The organism is Streptomyces sp. NPDC026500, assembly GCF_055567635.1.
The window spans coordinates 173180-190698 of sequence record NZ_JBVHQB010000003.1 but is presented as its reverse complement, the minus strand read 5'-3'; the positions used below and the strand labels follow the sequence as shown (position 1 = coordinate 190698).

At 70.7% G+C, this 17519-nt stretch carries 14 protein-coding genes and 1 pseudogene; 3 read left to right on the top strand and 12 right to left on the bottom strand.

The annotated features are described in order from the left end of the window. Nucleotides 1-741 precede the first annotated feature (741 nt). The 5 genes and pseudogenes from ACZ4N5_RS06680 to ACZ4N5_RS06660 all read right to left on the bottom strand — a co-directional run bounded on the left by ACZ4N5_RS06680 (nt 742) and on the right by ACZ4N5_RS06660 (nt 6785). The gene (locus tag ACZ4N5_RS06680) at nt 742-3618 is read right to left on the bottom strand and encodes a DEAD/DEAH box helicase (RefSeq protein ID WP_467756297.1); all 2877 of its coding nucleotides are present in this window, start codon (nt 3616-3618) and stop codon (nt 742-744) included. A gap of 244 nt (nt 3619-3862) precedes the next feature. Then, nucleotides 3863-4444, bottom strand: coding sequence for a sugar kinase (locus tag ACZ4N5_RS06675; RefSeq protein ID WP_467756020.1), 582 nt, complete (start codon nt 4442-4444; stop codon nt 3863-3865). Continuing rightward, nucleotides 4441-5628, bottom strand: a complete 1188-nt coding sequence (locus ACZ4N5_RS06670; RefSeq protein ID WP_467756019.1) for an ROK family glucokinase — start codon at nt 5626-5628, stop codon at nt 4441-4443. The genes ACZ4N5_RS06675 and ACZ4N5_RS06670 overlap by 4 nt, the downstream gene beginning before the upstream one ends. 129 nt (nt 5629-5757) lie before the next feature. Beyond that, nucleotides 5758-6043: pseudogene (locus tag ACZ4N5_RS06665) on the bottom strand (P-loop NTPase family protein); the annotation flags it as partial. 4 nt (nt 6044-6047) lie between these two features. Further along, nucleotides 6048-6785, bottom strand: coding sequence for a GntR family transcriptional regulator (locus ACZ4N5_RS06660; protein ID WP_261704626.1), 738 nt, complete (start codon nt 6783-6785; stop codon nt 6048-6050). Between the two features lie 128 nt (nt 6786-6913). Between ACZ4N5_RS06660 and ACZ4N5_RS06655 the strand changes: the two genes are divergently transcribed. Beyond that, nucleotides 6914-7927, top strand: coding sequence for a Gfo/Idh/MocA family protein (locus ACZ4N5_RS06655; RefSeq protein ID WP_467756018.1), 1014 nt, complete (start codon nt 6914-6916; stop codon nt 7925-7927). 49 nt (nt 7928-7976) lie between these two features. Here ACZ4N5_RS06655 and ACZ4N5_RS06650 read toward each other — a convergent pair whose 3' ends face one another. The 6 genes from ACZ4N5_RS06650 to ACZ4N5_RS06625 all read right to left on the bottom strand — a co-directional run bounded on the left by ACZ4N5_RS06650 (nt 7977) and on the right by ACZ4N5_RS06625 (nt 13971). Continuing rightward, entirely contained in the window at nt 7977-8468 is a 492-nt protein-coding gene (locus ACZ4N5_RS06650) for a hypothetical protein (protein ID WP_467756017.1), read from the bottom strand. 31 nt (nt 8469-8499) lie between these two features. Further along, nucleotides 8500-9675, bottom strand: a complete 1176-nt coding sequence (locus ACZ4N5_RS06645) for a cytochrome P450 family protein (RefSeq protein WP_467756016.1) — start codon at nt 9673-9675, stop codon at nt 8500-8502. A 42-nt stretch (nt 9676-9717) separates the two neighbouring features. Then, nucleotides 9718-10389: a response regulator transcription factor gene (locus ACZ4N5_RS06640; protein WP_467756015.1), complete on the bottom strand. Its 672-nt coding sequence runs from the start codon at nt 10387-10389 to the stop codon at nt 9718-9720. Nucleotides 10390-10554: 165 nt separating this feature from the next. Continuing rightward, nucleotides 10555-11805 (bottom strand): sensor histidine kinase, encoded by a 1251-nt coding sequence (locus ACZ4N5_RS06635; protein WP_467756014.1) that lies wholly within the window; start codon nt 11803-11805, stop codon nt 10555-10557. Nucleotides 11806-12069: 264 nt separating this feature from the next. Next, the gene (locus ACZ4N5_RS06630) at nt 12070-12765 is read right to left on the bottom strand and encodes a WecB/TagA/CpsF family glycosyltransferase (RefSeq protein WP_467756013.1); all 696 of its coding nucleotides are present in this window, start codon (nt 12763-12765) and stop codon (nt 12070-12072) included. Nucleotides 12766-12903: 138 nt separating this feature from the next. After that, nucleotides 12904-13971, bottom strand: a complete 1068-nt coding sequence (locus ACZ4N5_RS06625; protein ID WP_467756012.1) for a glycosyltransferase family 4 protein — start codon at nt 13969-13971, stop codon at nt 12904-12906. A 462-nt stretch (nt 13972-14433) separates the two neighbouring features. Between ACZ4N5_RS06625 and ACZ4N5_RS06620 the strand changes: the two genes are divergently transcribed. Both ACZ4N5_RS06620 and ACZ4N5_RS06615 read left to right on the top strand, forming a co-directional pair. Further along, nucleotides 14434-15696, top strand: a complete 1263-nt coding sequence (locus tag ACZ4N5_RS06620) for an O-antigen ligase family protein (protein WP_467756011.1) — start codon at nt 14434-14436, stop codon at nt 15694-15696. Nucleotides 15697-15810: 114 nt separating this feature from the next. Continuing rightward, nucleotides 15811-16683, top strand: coding sequence for a class I SAM-dependent methyltransferase (locus tag ACZ4N5_RS06615; RefSeq protein ID WP_467756010.1), 873 nt, complete (start codon nt 15811-15813; stop codon nt 16681-16683). Nucleotides 16684-16765: 82 nt separating this feature from the next. Here ACZ4N5_RS06615 and ACZ4N5_RS06610 read toward each other — a convergent pair whose 3' ends face one another. Beyond that, on the bottom strand, nt 16766-17485 hold the full coding sequence (locus ACZ4N5_RS06610) for a methyltransferase domain-containing protein (protein WP_467756009.1): 720 nt from the start codon (nt 17483-17485) through the stop codon (nt 16766-16768). Nucleotides 17486-17519: the final 34 nt, after the last annotated feature.

Here is a 17519-nt window from a genome sequence, read left to right as displayed (position 1 = left end):
CACGCAACGCCTCGCGGGCGATGTCACCGGGGCGTGCGCCTCCCGTGGTCTCCTCACCGGAACGGCCGGTCGTGGCTGGCTCCTTCGCCTCCGGGCGTCCCGCCGAGGCCCCCGCGGGGCGCTGCCCCGAGCCGGTCTCGGCCGCACCGCCGGATGCCGGAAGCACCCCATCACGCGCGTCGGACACACCACGCACACCGCTCACACCACGCACACGAGCCCCGGCGTCCGTGTCCGAACCCGCGTCGGGGTGCACGTTCTCAGCCGGCTGCGCGATGGCACTGGCACCGGCCCCGACACCCTCGCCGTCACCGACACCGGCCCCCGCAGCAGCACCAGCAATCTTCGCCGCCGCGGTCGCCCGTCGTAGGGCCTCGCGGGCCGCGTCACTCGGCCTCGATCCCGGGGCGGACGCCCTTGGTGTCGCCTCGGGCGCCCTGGGCACCTCGGGCGCCCGGGACGAAGGGGAAGGGGGAGCGGGAGGGGACGGTGTGGACGACACGGACGACGTACCGGTCGCCGCCTCCCGCTCAGCACCCGCACCTGCACCCGCGCCCGCGCCCACACCCGAGCCCGAGCCCGAGTGCTCGTCGGCCGCCGCAGCCTCCCGCGCGGCGCGCAACGCCCGACGGGCCTCGTCCGCGGGACGGTCTCCGGTCACGGGACGAGGTCGATCGGCGCCGTCGGCCGGTTCGCCGCCCCCGGCCTCCGCCACACGAGGCTCCTCTTCCTCGGTCCCGCTCATGTCGGCCTCCGAAGAGACACGAGGTCCGACAGCTCGCGGTCGGTCAGCTCCGTCAGGGACGCCTCGCCGGAGCCGAGGATCGCGTCGGCGAGGGCCCGCTTCGCTTCGAGCATCTCGGCGATGCGGTCCTCCACCGTGCCCTCGGTGATGAGCCGGTGGACCTGGACGGGCTGGGTCTGGCCGATGCGGTAGGCGCGGTCGGTGGCCTGCTCCTCGACCGCGGGGTTCCACCAGCGGTCGAAGTGGACGACATGGCCCGCGCGCGTGAGGTTCAACCCGGTGCCGGCGGCTTTGAGGGAGAGCACCAGGACCGGGGTCGCCCCGCTCTGGAAGCGGTCCACCATGTGTTCGCGGTCGGCGACCGGTGTGCCGCCGTGCAGGAGCTCCACCGGGACGGCGCGGGCGGTCAGGTGTGCCGTGATGAGGCGGGCCATGCCCACGTACTGCGTGAAAATCAGTGCGGAGCCGTCCTCGGCGAGCAGGGTGTCCAACAGCTCGTCGAGCAGCGCCAGTTTGCCCGAGCGGGCGGAGGTGCCCTGCGCGACGGCCTGCGCGTCCTCCTTCAGGAACAGGGCAGGGTGGTTGCAGATCTGTTTGAGGGAGGTCAGGAGCTTGAGGACCAGTCCCCGGCGGGCGATGCCGTCGGTGGTCTCGATCGCCAACATGGATTCGCGGACCACCGCCTCGTAGAGAGAGGCCTGTTCCCGGGTGAGCGGGACCGGGTGGTCCGTCTCCGTCTTGGGTGGCAGCTCGGGGACGATGCCGGGGTCGGACTTCTTGCGGCGGAGCAGGAACGGGCGGATCAGCCGGGCCAGCCGGGCCACCGCCTCCTCGTCCTCGCCGTTCTCCACGGCGCGCGCGTGCCGGGCGCGGAAGGACTTGAGGGGGCCGAGCAGTCCGGGGGTCGTCCAGTCCAGAAGTGCCCACAGTTCGGAGAGGTTGTTCTCCACTGGTGTGCCGGTGAGCGCGACGCGCGCGGGGGCCGGGATCGTCCGCAGGGCCTTCGCCGTCGCGGAGTACGGGTTCTTGACGTGCTGCGCCTCGTCGGCGACGACCATGCCCCAGCGCTGGTCGGCGAGGTGGGCGGCGGCCGACCGCATCGTGCCGTAGGTGGTGAGGACGAAGCCGCCGCCGAGACCTTCGAGGGTGCGGTCGGGGCCGTGGAACCGGCGCACGGGGACGCCGGGCGCGAAGCGGGTGATCTCCCGCTGCCAGTTGCCGAGGAGCGACGCGGGGCAGATCACCAGGGTCGGCTCGCTGCGGGCCCGCCGCAGGTGGAGCGCGATGAGCGTGACGGTCTTGCCGAGTCCCATGTCGTCGGCGAGGCAGCCGCCGAGGCCGAGGGAGGTCATGAGGTCCAGCCAGGCGAGGCCGCGCAGTTGGTAGTCCCGCAGGCGGGCGTCCAGGCCGGGCGGCGGCTCGACGGGGGTCACGCCGGCCGTGAGGCGATCGCGCAGTGTGGCGAGGGCGCCGACCGGCACCGCCTCGACGGTCTCGCCGTCGACCTCGGCGGTTCCGGTGAGCGCGACGGACAGGGCGTCCACGGGGTCGAGCAGGCCCAGTTCGCGCTTGCGGGCCTTGCGGACGAGCGCCGGGTCGACCAGGACCCACTGGTCGCGAAGCCGGACGACCGGCCGGTGGGCCTCGGCCAGGGCGTCCATCTCGGCCTCGCTGAGCGGATCTCCGCCGAGGGCCAACTGCCAACGGAACTGGAGGAGTTCCTCGCTCTCGAAGAATCCTGTCCCGTCGGTCGCCGACCCGGGCGCGGGGCGCACCACCGCGGCGGCGCTCAGGTCGTGCGCCAGATCCCGCGGCCAGTGCACGGCGACACCGGCCGCGCCGAGCCGCGTCGCCACGACCCCGAGCAGATCCGACAGCTCCTCCTCGGAGAGGGCGAGCACATCGGGCACGTCCTGTTCGGACAGGCGGTCCAGGGGTGGCCAGACCCGGGCGGCGCGACGGACGGCGAGGGCGGCGTCGACGCGGGCGCGGGGTCCGAACACCGTGTCGGCGTCCCCCGACCACAGCGCGGCCGCGTCGGCGACGAGGGTGGGGTCGGCGAGGCTGTGCACCTGGACGACGGCGGCGCCTGCGCGCCGCGCCCCCTCGCCGTCGTCGAAGAGCTGGTGGGCGGACAGGTCCAGGCGCAGCGAGATCCGCACCCCCGCGTCCATGCCCGCGGCGACCTCGGCGGCCCAGTCGTGGGCGCCGGTCAGCCGCTGCGGCTCGCGCGCCGCGAAGGGTTTGCCGGAGGTGTGGGGCGCGGCGGGGGTGCGGGGCAGGGTGTCGGCGACCGCGTCCAGGAAGGACCGCATCAGCGCTTCCGGCTCGGGCAGCCGGATCGGTCCCTTGCCGGGCAGTGGTACCGCGTGTCCTTCGTACGGAAGGGCCGCGGCGACGGACCTCAGGTGGGCGATGTCGTCCTGGTCCAGCGGGCCCGCGCGCCAGGAGTCGAAGCCGTCGGGGGTGAGCCCCGGCAGCAGCCGCCCGCGGGCCACGAGCCGCAACGCGTGCAGCGCTGCCGCTCCCCAGCAGGCGGTGGCGGGATGCGCCGCGGGGTTCCGCCGGGCCCCGGCCAGCAGCGGCAGGGCTTCGGCGACGGAGAGGGTCAGTGCGGGGACGATGCTCCTGCGGACTCCCGAGCCGTGCGGCCGTACGACCGTCAGTTCGGTGTGCTCGCGCGCGGACGCTCCCGCGCGGGGTGCGTCCGACGGCGCGCGTTCGGGGTACTCCCCCGTCGGAGACCCGTCCCGGTGGTCTTCCCCGTGGTCCTCGGTGGGCAGGGGGTCGCCCTCCGGGTCCCAGAACGCGATCCGTCCGTCGCGGGGCAGCGGCGCGGGAAGGAAGACGGCGGCGAGCCGCACGGAGGGCAGCTGGTCGGGACGGGGCTGCGCGGAGTGCTCCCGCGATCGGGGATCCGCCGCTGACGCGGGACGTGCCCATGCCGAAGGCGTCCCCGCGGAAGGCACCCGCGCGGTCGCCACGTCCGCCCCGTTCCGCATACGCCCGGTCACCTCCCGCCCCTCGGTCGAATCAGTTGTCTTCGACTCTACGGGCGCGGTCTGACAATCGGCTCCCACGGCCGCGCCGGCCGGGCGCGGACCCGGCGGGGCCGGGCTACGGGATCGTGCGCGAGACGACGTACACCATGGGGTGGCCGGGCACGGAACCGTTCACGACGATGTCCTGGGTGGGCGCGGGGTCCTTCTGGTCGTGGCCGAGTCCCCACCAGGGACCGGGGCCGGTGATTTCCCAGCCGACGACCTTCTGGTTGCGCTCGCTGATGGTGATGTGGTCCCTCTTCAGGGCGGCGCGGGTGGTGCCGACGCCCTTGAAGAACTGGTCGAGACCTGCCTGGGTGGTGCTGAACTGGACGTACAGCCGGCTGGTCTTCCAGTTGTTCGTCTCGTAGTACGCGACGTCGGTGGCGTTGCCGGGGATGGGCACCTGGTAGAGACGGCGCTGGACGCGCGAGGGCCAGCCCGCGGTGAGGCCGGTCGCCGAGTACTTCGCCTCCTTGTCCTTGCCGCTGTTGCGGCTCTGGTCGGCGGAGATCACCAGGTAGCCGGCCGGTACGCCGATGAGCAGCACGATGATCAGCAGGGTCAGAGCGCGGCGGCGGAACTTGTGGCGCGGGTCCTCCGGCGGACGCCGTGGCTCGTCCGGAGACGACGCCTGACGAGGGAGCGAGGCGGTCACCGTGACTCCTGCTGCGTCGTGCGACGGGACTCGGCGTATCGCTCGTACCGCTCGTAGCGCTCCACGCGACGCCGCTTGGCGCGCCGGAAACGGCGGGCGACGAGACGCGCGAGGTCGGCGGCGCCGACCATGCCGGCCTCGGGGCCGAGCTGGGCGCGCGCGATCCGTGCCTCGGGGCGGTAGCCGCGGCCCGTGAGGTGCCGGCGGAAGGCCTCGCGGGCGGGGCCGATCAACAGGTCGTCGGCCGCGCTGACGCCGCCGCCGATGACGAAGCAGGAGGGGTCCAGGGCGGCGGCCAGGTTGGCGATGCCGACGCCGAGCCACTGACCGATGTCCTGGAGGAGTTCGACGCACATGGCGTCGCCCTCGCGGGCCAGCTCGGTGATCATCGGGCCGGTGATGTCGGCGATGTTGCCCTTGACGTGCTCGATGAGCCCGTACGCCACCGGGGAGTCGGCCGCGGCGAGCTCGCGGGCCTCGCGGACCAGCGCGTTGCCGGAGCTGTACTGCTCCCAGCAGCCGCGGTTGCCGCACGGGCAGCGGTGGCCCCCGGGCACGACCTGCATATGGCCGAATTCGCCGGCGACACCGAACTTGCCGCGCTTGACCTGGCCGTCCTCCAGGATCGCGCCGCCGATGCCGGTGCCGAGCGTGATCATCACGAGGTGGTCCTCGCCGCGCCCGGCGCCGAAGCGCCACTCGGCCCAGGCGGCGGCGTTGGCGTCGTTGTCGACCAGGACGGGCACCGCGAGCCGCCCGGCGAGGCGGTCGCGCAGCGGCTCGTTGCGCCAGGACAGGTGGGGGGCGAACAGGATGCGGTTCCGCTCGGCGTCGACCCAGCCGGCCGCGCCGATGCCGACGGCGTGCACGTCGTGCCGGTCGGAGAGGTCCAGCACCAGTTCGACGATGGTGTCCTCGACGACCTTGGGACTCTTGGACTTGTCCGGCGTCTCGGCGCGGACCTTCTCCAGAATGTTGCCGTCGGCGTCCACGACACCCGCCATCACCTTCGTGCCACCGATGTCGATGCCGACGGTGGGGACGCGGGGTGCCGTCAGATGGGAACGGCGCTCGCGTGTCCCCACGGTCCGCAGGACGGTGGCCCGCGCGGAGCCGATGGGGGTGCCCCCTGCTCGAGCGGAGCCGAGAGCTCGGGGCAGCGCGAGGTCGCGGTAGGTGCTCATCGCGCCGATTCTGCCCTACGCCGGACCAGGGCCGCACCGTGGAAGCGCGGGGACGCGTGTGACCCGTGGGCCGTCTGTGGCCGGTCCCGGCCGACCGGCGGAGCCGTACGGGTCACGGCCCCGCACCCCTCACACGGCACGGTTCTCCAGCTCGTGCCGCAGGTCGTCCGGCTCGCTTCCGCCCGCCATCCGGCGCGTCGGCTCGTCCAGCGTGATCCCGTCCCGGGTGTGGGCTGCCCGACCTGGTGCCGCGCTTCAGCGGGACGAAACGATCTCCCATCAGGGTGGCCTGATGCGGATTACGGGTGATGAACACAACACCCGGTCCGGCGTCCCGTGCGGCGGCCACATATTTGAGGACCACACCGGACTGCTTCACACCGAGGGCGCCAGTGGGCTCGTCGAGAACGAGCAGCGGATCAGGGTCGTACGAGGAGCTGGAACTCGAAGGAGTAGCGCGAGGCGCGGTAGATGTGGGACCCGAACTCGACGGCGCGGCCGGTGTCGTCGAAGGTGGTGCGCTGCATGGTGAGCACGGGAGCCCCGGCCGGCTCGCCGAGCCGCTCGCCCTCGTCCGCGCTGGCCGCGCGGGCGCCGACGGACTGGCGGGCGCTGTGGAGCGTGATGCCGGCGCCGCGCATCAGCCGGTACAGGCCGGTGGCCTCCATCCGGTCGCTGTCGAGCTCCAGCAGCTTTGGAGGCAGGAAGTTGCAGAGGTACGCCATCGGTTCGCCGTGCGCGAGACGCAGCCGCTCGACACGGTGGACCTCGCTGCCCTCGGCCACCCCGAGCGCGGCCGCGACCTCGGTGGAGGCCGGTTCGACGGTGTTGAGGACCACCTGGGTCGCGGGGCGCTGGCCCGCCGATTCCAGGTCGTCGTAGAGGCTGCTGAGTTCGAGGGGGCGCTTGACCTGGCTGTGCACGACCTGGGTGCCGACGCCTCGACGTCGTACGAGCAGGCCCTTGTCGACGAGGGACTGGATGGCCTGGCGGACCGTGGGGCGGGACAGGCCGAGCCGAGCGGCCAGCTCGATCTCGTTGCCGAGCAGGCTGCCCGGGGTCAGTGCTCCGTGCTCGATGGCGGCCTCGAGTTGCTGCGACAGCTGGAAGTAGAGCGGGACCGGGCTGCTGCGGTCGACGCTGAGCTGGAGCGACACGGTCGGATCCACATCTGGTTTGGCCACGGCTCGAGCGTAGCTCCGGGAGATGTTGACGGGAAGTTGTGAAGTTCGATTGTCCGGACAAAGCATTGACAGCACGACGGGTCGGCCCTCACTTTGTTCCCATGCGCATCGGACTTATCGGAGCGGGTCGTATCGGTACATTTCATGCGACCACTCTCAGCCGTCACCGTGAGGTCGGCGGCTCCCTCATCGTCACGGACGCGGACCCCACAAGAGCTCAGCGGCTGGCGGACCGGCTGGGCGCGACGGCGGCGCCCAGCGTGAACGAGATCTTCACCTGGGGTGTGGACGCGGTGGTCATCACCGCCGCCACTTCGGCCCACGCCGAACTGATCGGTCGGGCAGCCCGCTCCGGACTCCCGGTCTTCTGCGAGAAGCCCATAGCCCTCGACCTGCCGGGCACGCTGGCCGCCCTCGCCGAGGTCGACGCCGCCGGAACAGTTCTGCAGATGGGCTTCCAGCGTCGCTTCGACGTGGGCTACACGGCCGCCCGCGAGGCGGTGCGGTCGGGCCGGCTCGGCCGGCTGCACACCGTGCGCGCGATGACGTCGGACCAGGCGCCGCCCCCGGCCGACTACCTCCCGCTCTCCGGCGGGCTCTACCGGGACTGTCTGATCCACGACTTCGACATGCTGCGCTGGGTCAGCGGCCGCGAGGTGGTCCAGGTGTACGCGACCGGCTCCGACGCCGGGCCCGCGATGTTCCGCGAGGCGGGCGACATCGACACCGGCGCGGCCGTCCTCACCTTCGACGACGGCATGCTCGCGACGGCGACCGCCACCCGGGTGAACGGCGCGGGCTACGACGTCCGTATGGAACTCTCCGGCGAACTGGACCAGATCGCCGTCGGCCTGGACGACCGTACGCCGATCGCCTCGACCGAACCGGCAGGGCCGCCGCCCGCGGACAAGCCGTGGATGGGCTTCCTGGAACGCTTCGGCCCCGCGTACGAGGCGGAGCTCGCCGCCTTCGTCGAGGTGGTCCGCGGCGAGCGCGCCAACCCCTGCGACGGCCGTGAGGCACTGGAGGCGCTGCGCGTCGCCGAGGCCTGCGAGCTGTCCCGGCGCGAGCGCCGCCCGGTCTCACCGGCGGAGATCCTGGGCGGCCGGCACTGAGACGGGGCGCGCACGGCGCCCTGCTACCGAGCCCCGGCCGCGCCGTCCCTCATCCGAGGAGCCGTACGGCCGGGGATTCCGTGTCGACGCCGAGCAGCCGGTCGCAGTGCTTGCACGTCAGGCGGTACGGCCGGACCAGGTTGGTCTGGATGCTGCCGGTACCCGACTCCTTCGCCTCCGGGCAGTGATAGGCGAGGTGCAGCCGCACCCAGGGGTGGCTGGTGGGCGCGGCGGCCTTCCGGCCGTCCCGGGTGTCGGTGAAAGGCGCCCACCAGAAGTCGACCAGAGCCCGGACCGCCAGCCGCTCCCGGCCGCTCGTCGTGTCGAACCCCGCGATCCTGGCGGCGGTGTGATGGCGCTTGAATCCGCTGCGGCTGCCGGAGCACAGAGCCTGCTCGGCCCCGCGCTCGAACACCGTCGTCCGCCCGGTCCGTTCACAGATGAAGCAGTCGAGGCTGAACTCCAACTGGGAGCGCCAGTAGAGCTGATGGGATTTCTCCAGGCCGGTCAGCTCCGCGGTGATATCCGCCGTACGCAGCACGGTCGACGCTCCTCTCGCGGCACCGGGCCGCTCACCAGCGCACCGGCATACGGCGCACGCCTCGCATCAGCATGCCGGGCAGCCAGCCGCTCGGCGGTCCGTCGAGCGCCAGGTCCGGGCACCGCCCCAGCAGTGAGCGGAGAGCCACTTGGGCTTCGAGCCGGGCCAGCGGCGCGCCCAGACAGTAGTGGATACCGTGCCCGAAGGCGAGATGGCCGCGGGTCTCGCGCCGGATGTCGAAGCGGTCCGGCGCCGGATAGCGCACCCCGTCACGGTCGGCCGCGGTGAGGCCGATCATCACCTCTTCCCCGGACGCGATCGCAGTGCCACCGATGTCCAGGGGCTCCGCGGCGTAGCGGAAGGTCGCGTTCTCCACCGGCCCCTCGTAGCGCAGCGTTTCCTCGATGGCGCCGTCGAGCAGCGTCATATCCGCGCGCACCGCGGCGAGTTGGTCGGGGTGGCCGAGCAGGACCCGGACCGCGCCGGAGATGAGGTTGACCGTCGTCTCGTGCCCGGCGATGAGGAGCAGGAACGCCATGCCGCGCAGCTCCTGCGGAGAGAGCCGGTCACCGTCCGCCGCGGTGGTACGGACGAGACCGCTGAGCAGGTCGTCCGTGGGACCCGCGCACCGCTTGTCCTCGATCAAATCGGTTAGATAGGCGGCAAGTTGAACGATGGCCTGGTACTCGTTCTCGGCGCTGGTGGGCGCGACCGTCTCCGTGGACAGCGCCCGGAAGGCGGCCCGGTCGGGTTCGGGCACCCCGAGCAGCTCGCAGATGACGGTCAGCGGGAGCGGATAGGCGAACGACTCGACGAGGTCGGCGCGTCCGCTCGGCAGCATCGCGTCGAGCAGCTCATCGGTGATCTCCTGGATCCGCGGGCGCAGTGCCGCGACCCGCCGGCCGGTGAACTCGCCCGCGACGAGCGTCCGTAGCCGGGTGTGCTGCGGCGGGTCGGCGACCAGGAGATGCTTGCCGATCAGCTCTTCGTCGTAGAACGTGACCCCTATTTTGTCCGCGTCCTTGGCGAGCCGCGGGTCGGCGAGCGCCGCCCGCGCCTCCTCGTGCCCCACGACGAGCCAGGTCTCGTGGGACGCGGCCGGCGGCGGCAGGCGCACCCGGTGCACGGGGCCGAGTGCGCGTAACTCGGCGTAGACCGGATGCGGGTTCTCGTTGAACCGCGCTCCGTACTTCTCCAGATCGATCACGACGGCCCCTCCCGTTACCGATCGAACGCGCGAGGGCCCCGATCAGTGCCCGTCCCCCTCCAGCATTCCGGCGTCGTACGTCAACAACGCGATCTGCACTCGGTTGTTGAGGTCGAGCTTGGCGAGGATGCGGGAGACGTGGGTCTTGACCGTGGCGACGCTCATGAACAGTTCCGCGGCGATCTCCGCGTTCGAACTGCCCCGGCCGACCGCGACGGCGACCTCGCGCTCACGCTCGTTCAGGACGGCCATCCGCGAACGGGCGCCGGACCTGCGGGTGTCGAGTGAGGAACCCGCGGCGTGCCGCATCAACTGGCGGGTCACGGTGGGCGACAGCACCGGATCTCCCGCCGCGACCCGGCGCACCGCCGCCAGGATCTCCGCGGGCGGTGTGTCCTTGAGGACGAATCCGGCCGCGCCCGCACGCAGCGCGCGCAACACCTGCTCGTCGGCGTGAAACGTCGTCAGGACCACGACCTGGGGCGCCTCCTTGCGTCCACGCAGCCGCTCGGTGGCGGTCAGTCCGTCGACGCCCGGCATCCTGATGTCCATCAGGACGACAACGGGCCGGGTGCGGTCGACGAGTTCCTCCACCTCACTGCCGTCGGCGGCCTCACCGACGATCTCGACATCCTCGGCGCCGCCCATCATGAGAGCCAGCCCAGCTCGCACCAAGGGGTCGTCGTCGACGAGCAGCAGCCGAATCGCAGTCATGAACCCCACCCAACCAGCTCCCCAGCGGTTCATCGCCCCCGCCGCCCCTACCGGACCCGCCCCGGGGCTTCGTCCCGGACCCCGCTCCTCAAACGACGGAGGGGTTGAATATCGCCCGCGACTCGCCCGCAAACGAACCCGCACCCGGAAGGGGCATTCGAACTCTCACCCACCCCACGGCAACCACGCCCGAACCCGGAACCCGCCGTCCCCCACCGCCCCGTGCTCAAGCCGCCCTCCCGCCAGCGTCGCCCGCTCCGTCAGCCCGATCAGCCCCTGCCCGGACCCCGGAACCTTCGGCACGGGCCCCGGCGGCGCGGGATTGGCGACCGTCACGGACAGGCCGTGTCCGGCGGCCCCCAGGACCGTCACCGTGACCTCCGCTCCCGGCGCGTGCTTGCGGGCGTTCGTCAACCCCTCCTGGGCGATGCGGTACGCGGTGCGGCCGACGGACGCGGGCACGTCGGCCGGGTCGGCGACACGGTTGTCGAGGACGACCTTCGCGCCGGCGGAGCGCGACTCGGCGACCAGCCCGTCGAGCGCCGCGAGCGTCGGCTGCGGCCGCCCCGCGTCGTCGGATTCCCCGGCCCGCAGCACCCCGATGATCTCGCGCAGATCCTGCAGGGCCTCGTGCGCACTCTCCCGGATGACCCCCGCGGCCCGGGCGACCTCCTCCCGGGGAGCGTCGGGCCGGAACTCCAGCGCTCCCGCGTGCACACTCAGCAGCGTGAGCCGGTGCGCGAGCACGTCGTGCATCTCGCGCGCGATCGCCTCACGGGCGAGCCGCTGCGCCTGCTCGGCCCGCAGCGCCGCCTCGGTCTCGGCCCGCCGCGCACGGTCCCGCAGACTCAGCATGAGCTGGCGCTTGGACCGTACGAACATGCCCCAGCCGACCACCGCGGAGGTGAGCAGCGCGGTGACGGCGAGGGCGGCGAGGTACGGCAGGTCGGGGTCGGGCCGCAGCCAGAAGAACGCCGGGAGCAGAGCGAGCTGGACGCCGGCGACGCAGGCCACGTATCGGAAGGGCCGGTGCACGGCGAGGGTGAAGAGGGCGACCAGACCCGCACCGCCCGCCGTGTTGGAGACCAGCCCGACCGGGATCATGGCGACGGCGAACCCCAGCGGCCACCGTCGGCGCAGCCAGACCGCCGCACAGGCGAGCGCGCCGATCAGCTGGTCGGCGACGGCGTAGGCGTGCGGGATGTTCGGATCGTCGGTCACGGTGTTCGCGGCTGCGAGGCCGATGGCGACGGCCAGCAGGAAGCAGCCGAAGTCCACGACCCAGTCACGCACGGTGCGCCGCGGCCGCCCGGAGGGCCCCGCCCGCTCGGCGTCGGGGTCGAGTTCCGCGGCCACGGCCGACGGCAGCAGCCAGCGCCGGCCGGGCAGGTTCGGCGCTGCAACGTCACGCGGCACAGGCGCTGGATTGTCACCACTCACGGTCGACAAATCTACGCAGCCGAACCCGCCGCCACCTCCCCGCGAGCACTGTGACCGACCAAAGTCGGGCCGCTTCAGACTTTCGTCCGACCGAGGGCGCGACGATGGGCGAGTCAGGCATTGCAGGGTGCGGTGACCGCGCGGCCGGCGGCTGTGGCTGTGCAGCAGCCGGAAAACGCGCTCGGCGTCCCAACTGCCTTGCACGGCATGGCCGGCCGATGCCGGTGCGGGCCGTCGGCCCTACGCGTCGCCCCCGCGGCCGGTCGACAGCCGCGCCCAATACCTGGCGGTGAGGGCCACGAATCGGGTGTTGCCCACCGCGTAGCGCAGGAACATGCGGCGCGGCTCCTGAACCAGCCGGTGGAACCATTCAAGACCGGCGCGCTGCATCCACCGCGGCGCCCTGCTGCGGAGTCCCGCCACCACGTCGAAGGATCCGCCGACACCGACCACCAGGGCACAGCCCAGGTCCTTCTGCCGGCGGGCGAGGAAGTACTCCTTGCGTGGACTCGGCACGGCGAGGAACAGGATGTCCGGGCGCGCCTCGCGAACGGCCGCCACCACCCGTGCCTCCTCGCTCTCGTCCCAGTAGCCGTCCCGGTGTCCGACGACCTCGACGCCCTGCCCGGCGGCGATGCGCGCGGTCGCCTCGACCGCTTCCGGTTCGGCGCCCAGAAGGTACACGCGGTATCCCTTGCGTGCGGCGCTGCGCCACAGCGCCAGCATGAAGTCGATGCCCGCGACCCGCTCGGGCAGAGGACTTCCCAGGAGGCGGCCCGCCCACACGACCGACTGCCCGTCGGCGTTGACGAGCGAGCACGAGCGGATGATCCGCGCCAGTTCCGGGTCGTCGTGCGCCTGGACGATCTTGGCAGCGTTCAGCACGACATGCTGGTGGGGGCCGCCGTCCGCGATGAGTGCCTCGGCGGCGGCCACGGACTCCTCCAGCGTCAGAGGATGAACAGGCAGCCCGCACACGGTCACGGGCGGGCAGGGACCCACCGTCCCGGTCGCCATAGCCTCGCCCTCTTGCCCTGGCCCCTGCAGTGTGTGCACCTTGCCTCCAACGGATCGTCATCCCTGCCCGAAAGGCGCGGTCTCCCAGAACCGCGCGAACGCCCCCTCGACGCGCTCGGGCGCGTAGAGCGGTCGCAGTTGATGCCACGCCTTCTGCTGACGGCGCCGGACGCCGTCGAGGTCGGTCCGGCACGCCTCGAGGAAGCCGGTGACCGAGTCGACCGTGGGCTCGATGCCGTCCACACACCCGTGACGGAAGAGTTCCGCGCTGCCGGAGGAGCGGGTCGCCGCCACGACGCAGCCCGCCTGCAACGCCTCGAGCAGCACGAAGGGGAGCCCTTCCGCCCAGCGGGCCGGAAGGACGAAGACGTCCACGGTGGACCAGAACACTGGGACGTCCGCCTGATGGACCACGCCGAGATCTCGGTCCACGCAGCCCATCCGGGAGCGCGGCACGTCCAGTCGCATCCCGGCGACGGAGAACTCCACGGCGGCGTCACGCCGTTTTTCCCGGTACACGGCATCGCACAGGACGTCGAAGCCCTTGGCCCGGCACATCGTGCCGAGCCATCCGACTCGCAGCGGCCGCGAAGCGCACGATGCCGTTGGTGGACCGCCGTTCTGCTGGGGACGGGCGTGAGCTTCGGGGGCCGGCGCCGGGTTCCGGATCACCGTCACCGATCTCGTGCGGCAGCCACTGGCCTGCAGGTCCGTGGCCACGTCCTCGCTCAGGACGATCCAGTGGGCTCCTCCCAGTGCCTTCCGCAGGGGCAGGGCGGCGGAGAGCCGGGCCGGCAGCTGGGCGCCGTGAAGGTGCAGCACCGGAGTGCTTCCGGTGGCCCTGGCGAGCGCGACGACGAGGGCGTCCCGCAGGAGGGGGAGACCCCATTGGGCGATTGGCAGGTAGACGGCGTCAGGGGATTCCCTGATCAGCACCCTGGCGCAGCGCCCCACGGCCGAGGCCGTGGCGCCGACCTTCGCGGGCCAGGACGCCTCGAAGCCGTCGGACGTGCGTTTCGCGGAAAGGGAGACGACGGCCACGATCGGACACAGGCGCCTGAGTGCCGGGGTGAAGAACTCGGCAGCCCTGCCCATGCCGCCGAGGTCCGCACTGTGCCTCAGCACAAGGATGGTCGGCGCCGAGGGTCGCCGTGGACGCCTCGGGCGGATCGGGAACATGACTCCGTCCCTCCATATGGACTGGATCGGAACCCGGAAGGGCTGGCGACCGGGGAGTGAGAAGAGGGCGGAAGAACCCTGGAAACCACAAAAACAATTTCCTCGGATATGCCGATCCGTCACGGCATCATGTGTGAATTATTGAGTCCAGCGTGACACGCCCGTTTCTCACTGTTCATAGAATATGCAGAAACTGAATATGGAAACTTACAGGGCAGGCACTTCACGTCCGACGTCCGACGTGATAGAAGATTGTTTCTAAATTGATGAAAGAAGGTGCCGGAAATGATGCCGGGCGACGCTGATCAGCTGTTCTGGCTCGCCTTCGCAGCACTGTGCGCAGCAGGTGGCGGCCTTCTGGCGGTCTGTGTCCGCGGGGCAGCGTCATTTCTGTGGACCGCCTGCCTGGTGCCCCTTTTCCTACTGGGCAGGACCTATGCGACGGTGGGTGTCGCGCCGTTCTATCTCATGGACTGCCTCGCCGCTCTGGCACTGCTTGCGGCGGCAGGCACCTGGGCGCCCCGGGCTTTCTCGGAAGAGCGACTGCGAGGATTCCGCCGGGTCGCCCTACTGCTGGCCGTCGTAACCGTCCCCGCGGTGTGCCGGGGAATCGCGGCGGATTATCCCGACCCCCTCAAGGGGGTGATTCTCGGCCTGTATCCCGTCGTCGGCTGGCTTGCGGCGACCTGGCTGCTCACTCGGGCGGGCGAGGAACTGATCCGACTGCGCTGGGTTCTGTACGTGCCGGCCCTCGGTGTTCTGGTGCACGTGGTGTTCCACGTGCCGATGACGTCCGCGGCTTCGGGACTGTATCTGGCGATCGCGGGAGCGTTCGGTGTTGGGATGCGGTGCCTCGGGCGCAGTCGGCTGCTGCTCGTGACGCTGATGGGCACGGCCCTACTCACGGCTGCCGCCAGCAAGCGCGGCCCGCTGCTGGCCGTGCTGGCCGCCATGGCCGCGACCGCCGTCGCCCTCCGGACCGGCGGTCGGCGCCTCGGGCGAGGGCCGGTCCTGTCGTTGTCCCTCGTCGCGCTGGCACTGGTAGCGGTTGTCAGCTACTCCGCGTCACAGGAACGCCTTTCGGATGTCCCGGTAGTGGGCGGTCTGGCCACCCGGCTGGAGGCCGGCACCCAGGATCCTGGCAGCGAAGCGGCCAACAACGTCGAACTCCGGTTCGCGATGTGGCAGGAAGCCCTGAAGGAGGCCGGGAAGGAGCCGCTTCTGGGAGCGGGGACGGGACGTCCGATCGACGTGGTGTTCGAAGGCCACCCTCTGAACGACCTTCGCTCGGGCCCTCACAACTCGTTCGTGGGATACGTCTACTACCTGGGGTGGCCCGCCGGAATCGCCCTGGTGCTCCTGGTCGGCGCGACCCTGCGCCGGACGTGGCGGGCACGCCACCACCCGGTCGCCTCAGCCTGGTTCGGAGCAACCGTCGGAGTCTGCATCACCGCCCTGACCAACGTCGCTCTGGAGGTCACCTTCATCGGTCTGCCGTCGTGGCTGGTACTGGCTTCCGCCTACGCACGCATCGGAGTCCCGCTGGAGCGGGAAGTCAGCAGGGGTTCCCCGCCCACGGCCTCCGGCCATCTCGTTCCCGCCCCTGGCGGCTCTGGTCCCTGCACTGAGCGCCCGCTGCCTACCTCTCCGGCGGTGCCCACCGGTTCCTGACCCGATGAATGGTCCTCGGGCCACCGCCCACGAACCGCCGCTTCCCAACCCCCCTCTGGTCACCCACACGCAGCGCCCCCATGGGTACATGTGCGAAAACGGCAGGAGAATCCCGTGCTTGAGCCGGACATCAAGGAGTTCTGGTCCGCCCACCCGTGTGGCGACAACGTCTTCGGAGCGCCGGGCGGAAACGAGCCACACGATTACGAGGAGTTCTTCTCACGGTACGACGCCGCGAAGTACCGGCTCGAACACCATATTCCGGCTCGTCTGGACAGCCTCGATGTCTCCGGTCGGCGCCTTCTGGAGATCGGGCTCGGGCAGGGCTCGGAGGCCGAGCAGTTGATCCGGCGAGGTGCCCGGTGGACGGGCGTCGATCTGACCGGGACTGCGGTCAGGAGAACGAGAACCCGGCTCGCCCTGCGCGAACTACCGTACGACGGGCTGCACCAGGCCAGCGTTCTCGACCTGCCGTTCCCGGACGAGTCCTTCGACGTCGTCTTCAGCCACGGTGTGCTCCATCACGTGCCGGACATCGACCGTGCTCAGCGCGAGATCAAACGGGTCCTCAAGCCGGGCGGGAAGCTCGTGGTCATGTTGTACGCGCGTTGGTCCTTGAACTACCTGGTCTCCATCGGCTTGTTGCGTCGTGCCGCACTCCTGGTGGCGTACCCCCTGGTCCGGGCGGGCGTGGTCCGGCAGCCCGACGGGCTTATGGGCGCTCATCTGGAGAACGCCAGGCGGCGCGGCCTGTTCGCATACCTGCCTTTGGCCGAGTTCATTCACCGAAATACGGACGGCCCCAACAATCCGTACTCACGGGTTTATGACCTTCCAAGAGTTCGCGCCGACTTCTCGGCGTTCTCCGTGGTCCAAGCCGAAAAATGGTTCATGCACGCCCCTCCCTTCCCGGTACGTGGGTTCCCAGGTGAAAGGCTTCTGGGCTGGCACCTATGGGTGCAAATGACGCCTAGGCAGTCCACCTAAAAGCGATGGGAGGGGCCCGCGAGTCGCTCGGTGGAACCGGACGTCGGTGCACATCGACGTCCATGTGTCCACGGGAGGTCCTTCAGATGGCCTCGTAGATGTAGAAGTCGGCGAAGGAGGTGAACCTACTGTCCCCGGTGGCATGCGGGTAGGGGTTCTTCACCCGTTCCCGTAGGCGCCATCCTGGGAACTCGTTCTCGATGTCCCGTACTACAGGGCGGTGTCGCACATGCGGGGGAACGTATTCGTTGACATTGAGGCTACTCGAATCGCTCGTGTAGAGAACGACGAACCGGTCGGATACCCCGAAAAGGTGTTTGAGGTGCAGCAGATAAACCTCGTCTTCCACCAAGTGGTAGATGACATCGAGCGAGAGCGACAGATCCGCCGTCAGGAAACGTGCCCCGTCCTTGAAGCCGCGCGGATCGTACCTGAGGAAGCTCTTGGTGGCATCGTCGGAGAACCGGGCCGTGGCCTGCTGCAGACCCGCCCCTGAGACGTCGAAGCCTAGATACCGCGGGTATTCGGCGAGCTGCAACTGTCGTCCGTCGCCACATCCGAACTCGATGAGACAGGAAACGCCGTTCTCTTTGACGAAGGCATTCAGAAATTCCGCCTTGAACTGGGCCAGCGCTCCCTCGGAGCCATGGCCGGATGTGCCCCCTTCCGCGTAACGCCGCTCCCAGTAGCCCCCCGACCCCGGGAAGCGATGTCTGGTGACAACTCTTGAAATCATGGCGGCCACTGAGCCCGCGACCGGCATCTCCTGCAGGTTTTTCTTCATCGCCTCGGTGATGGTCATGGTTTCCCTGATCTGTCGGTCGACAATGGCTTGC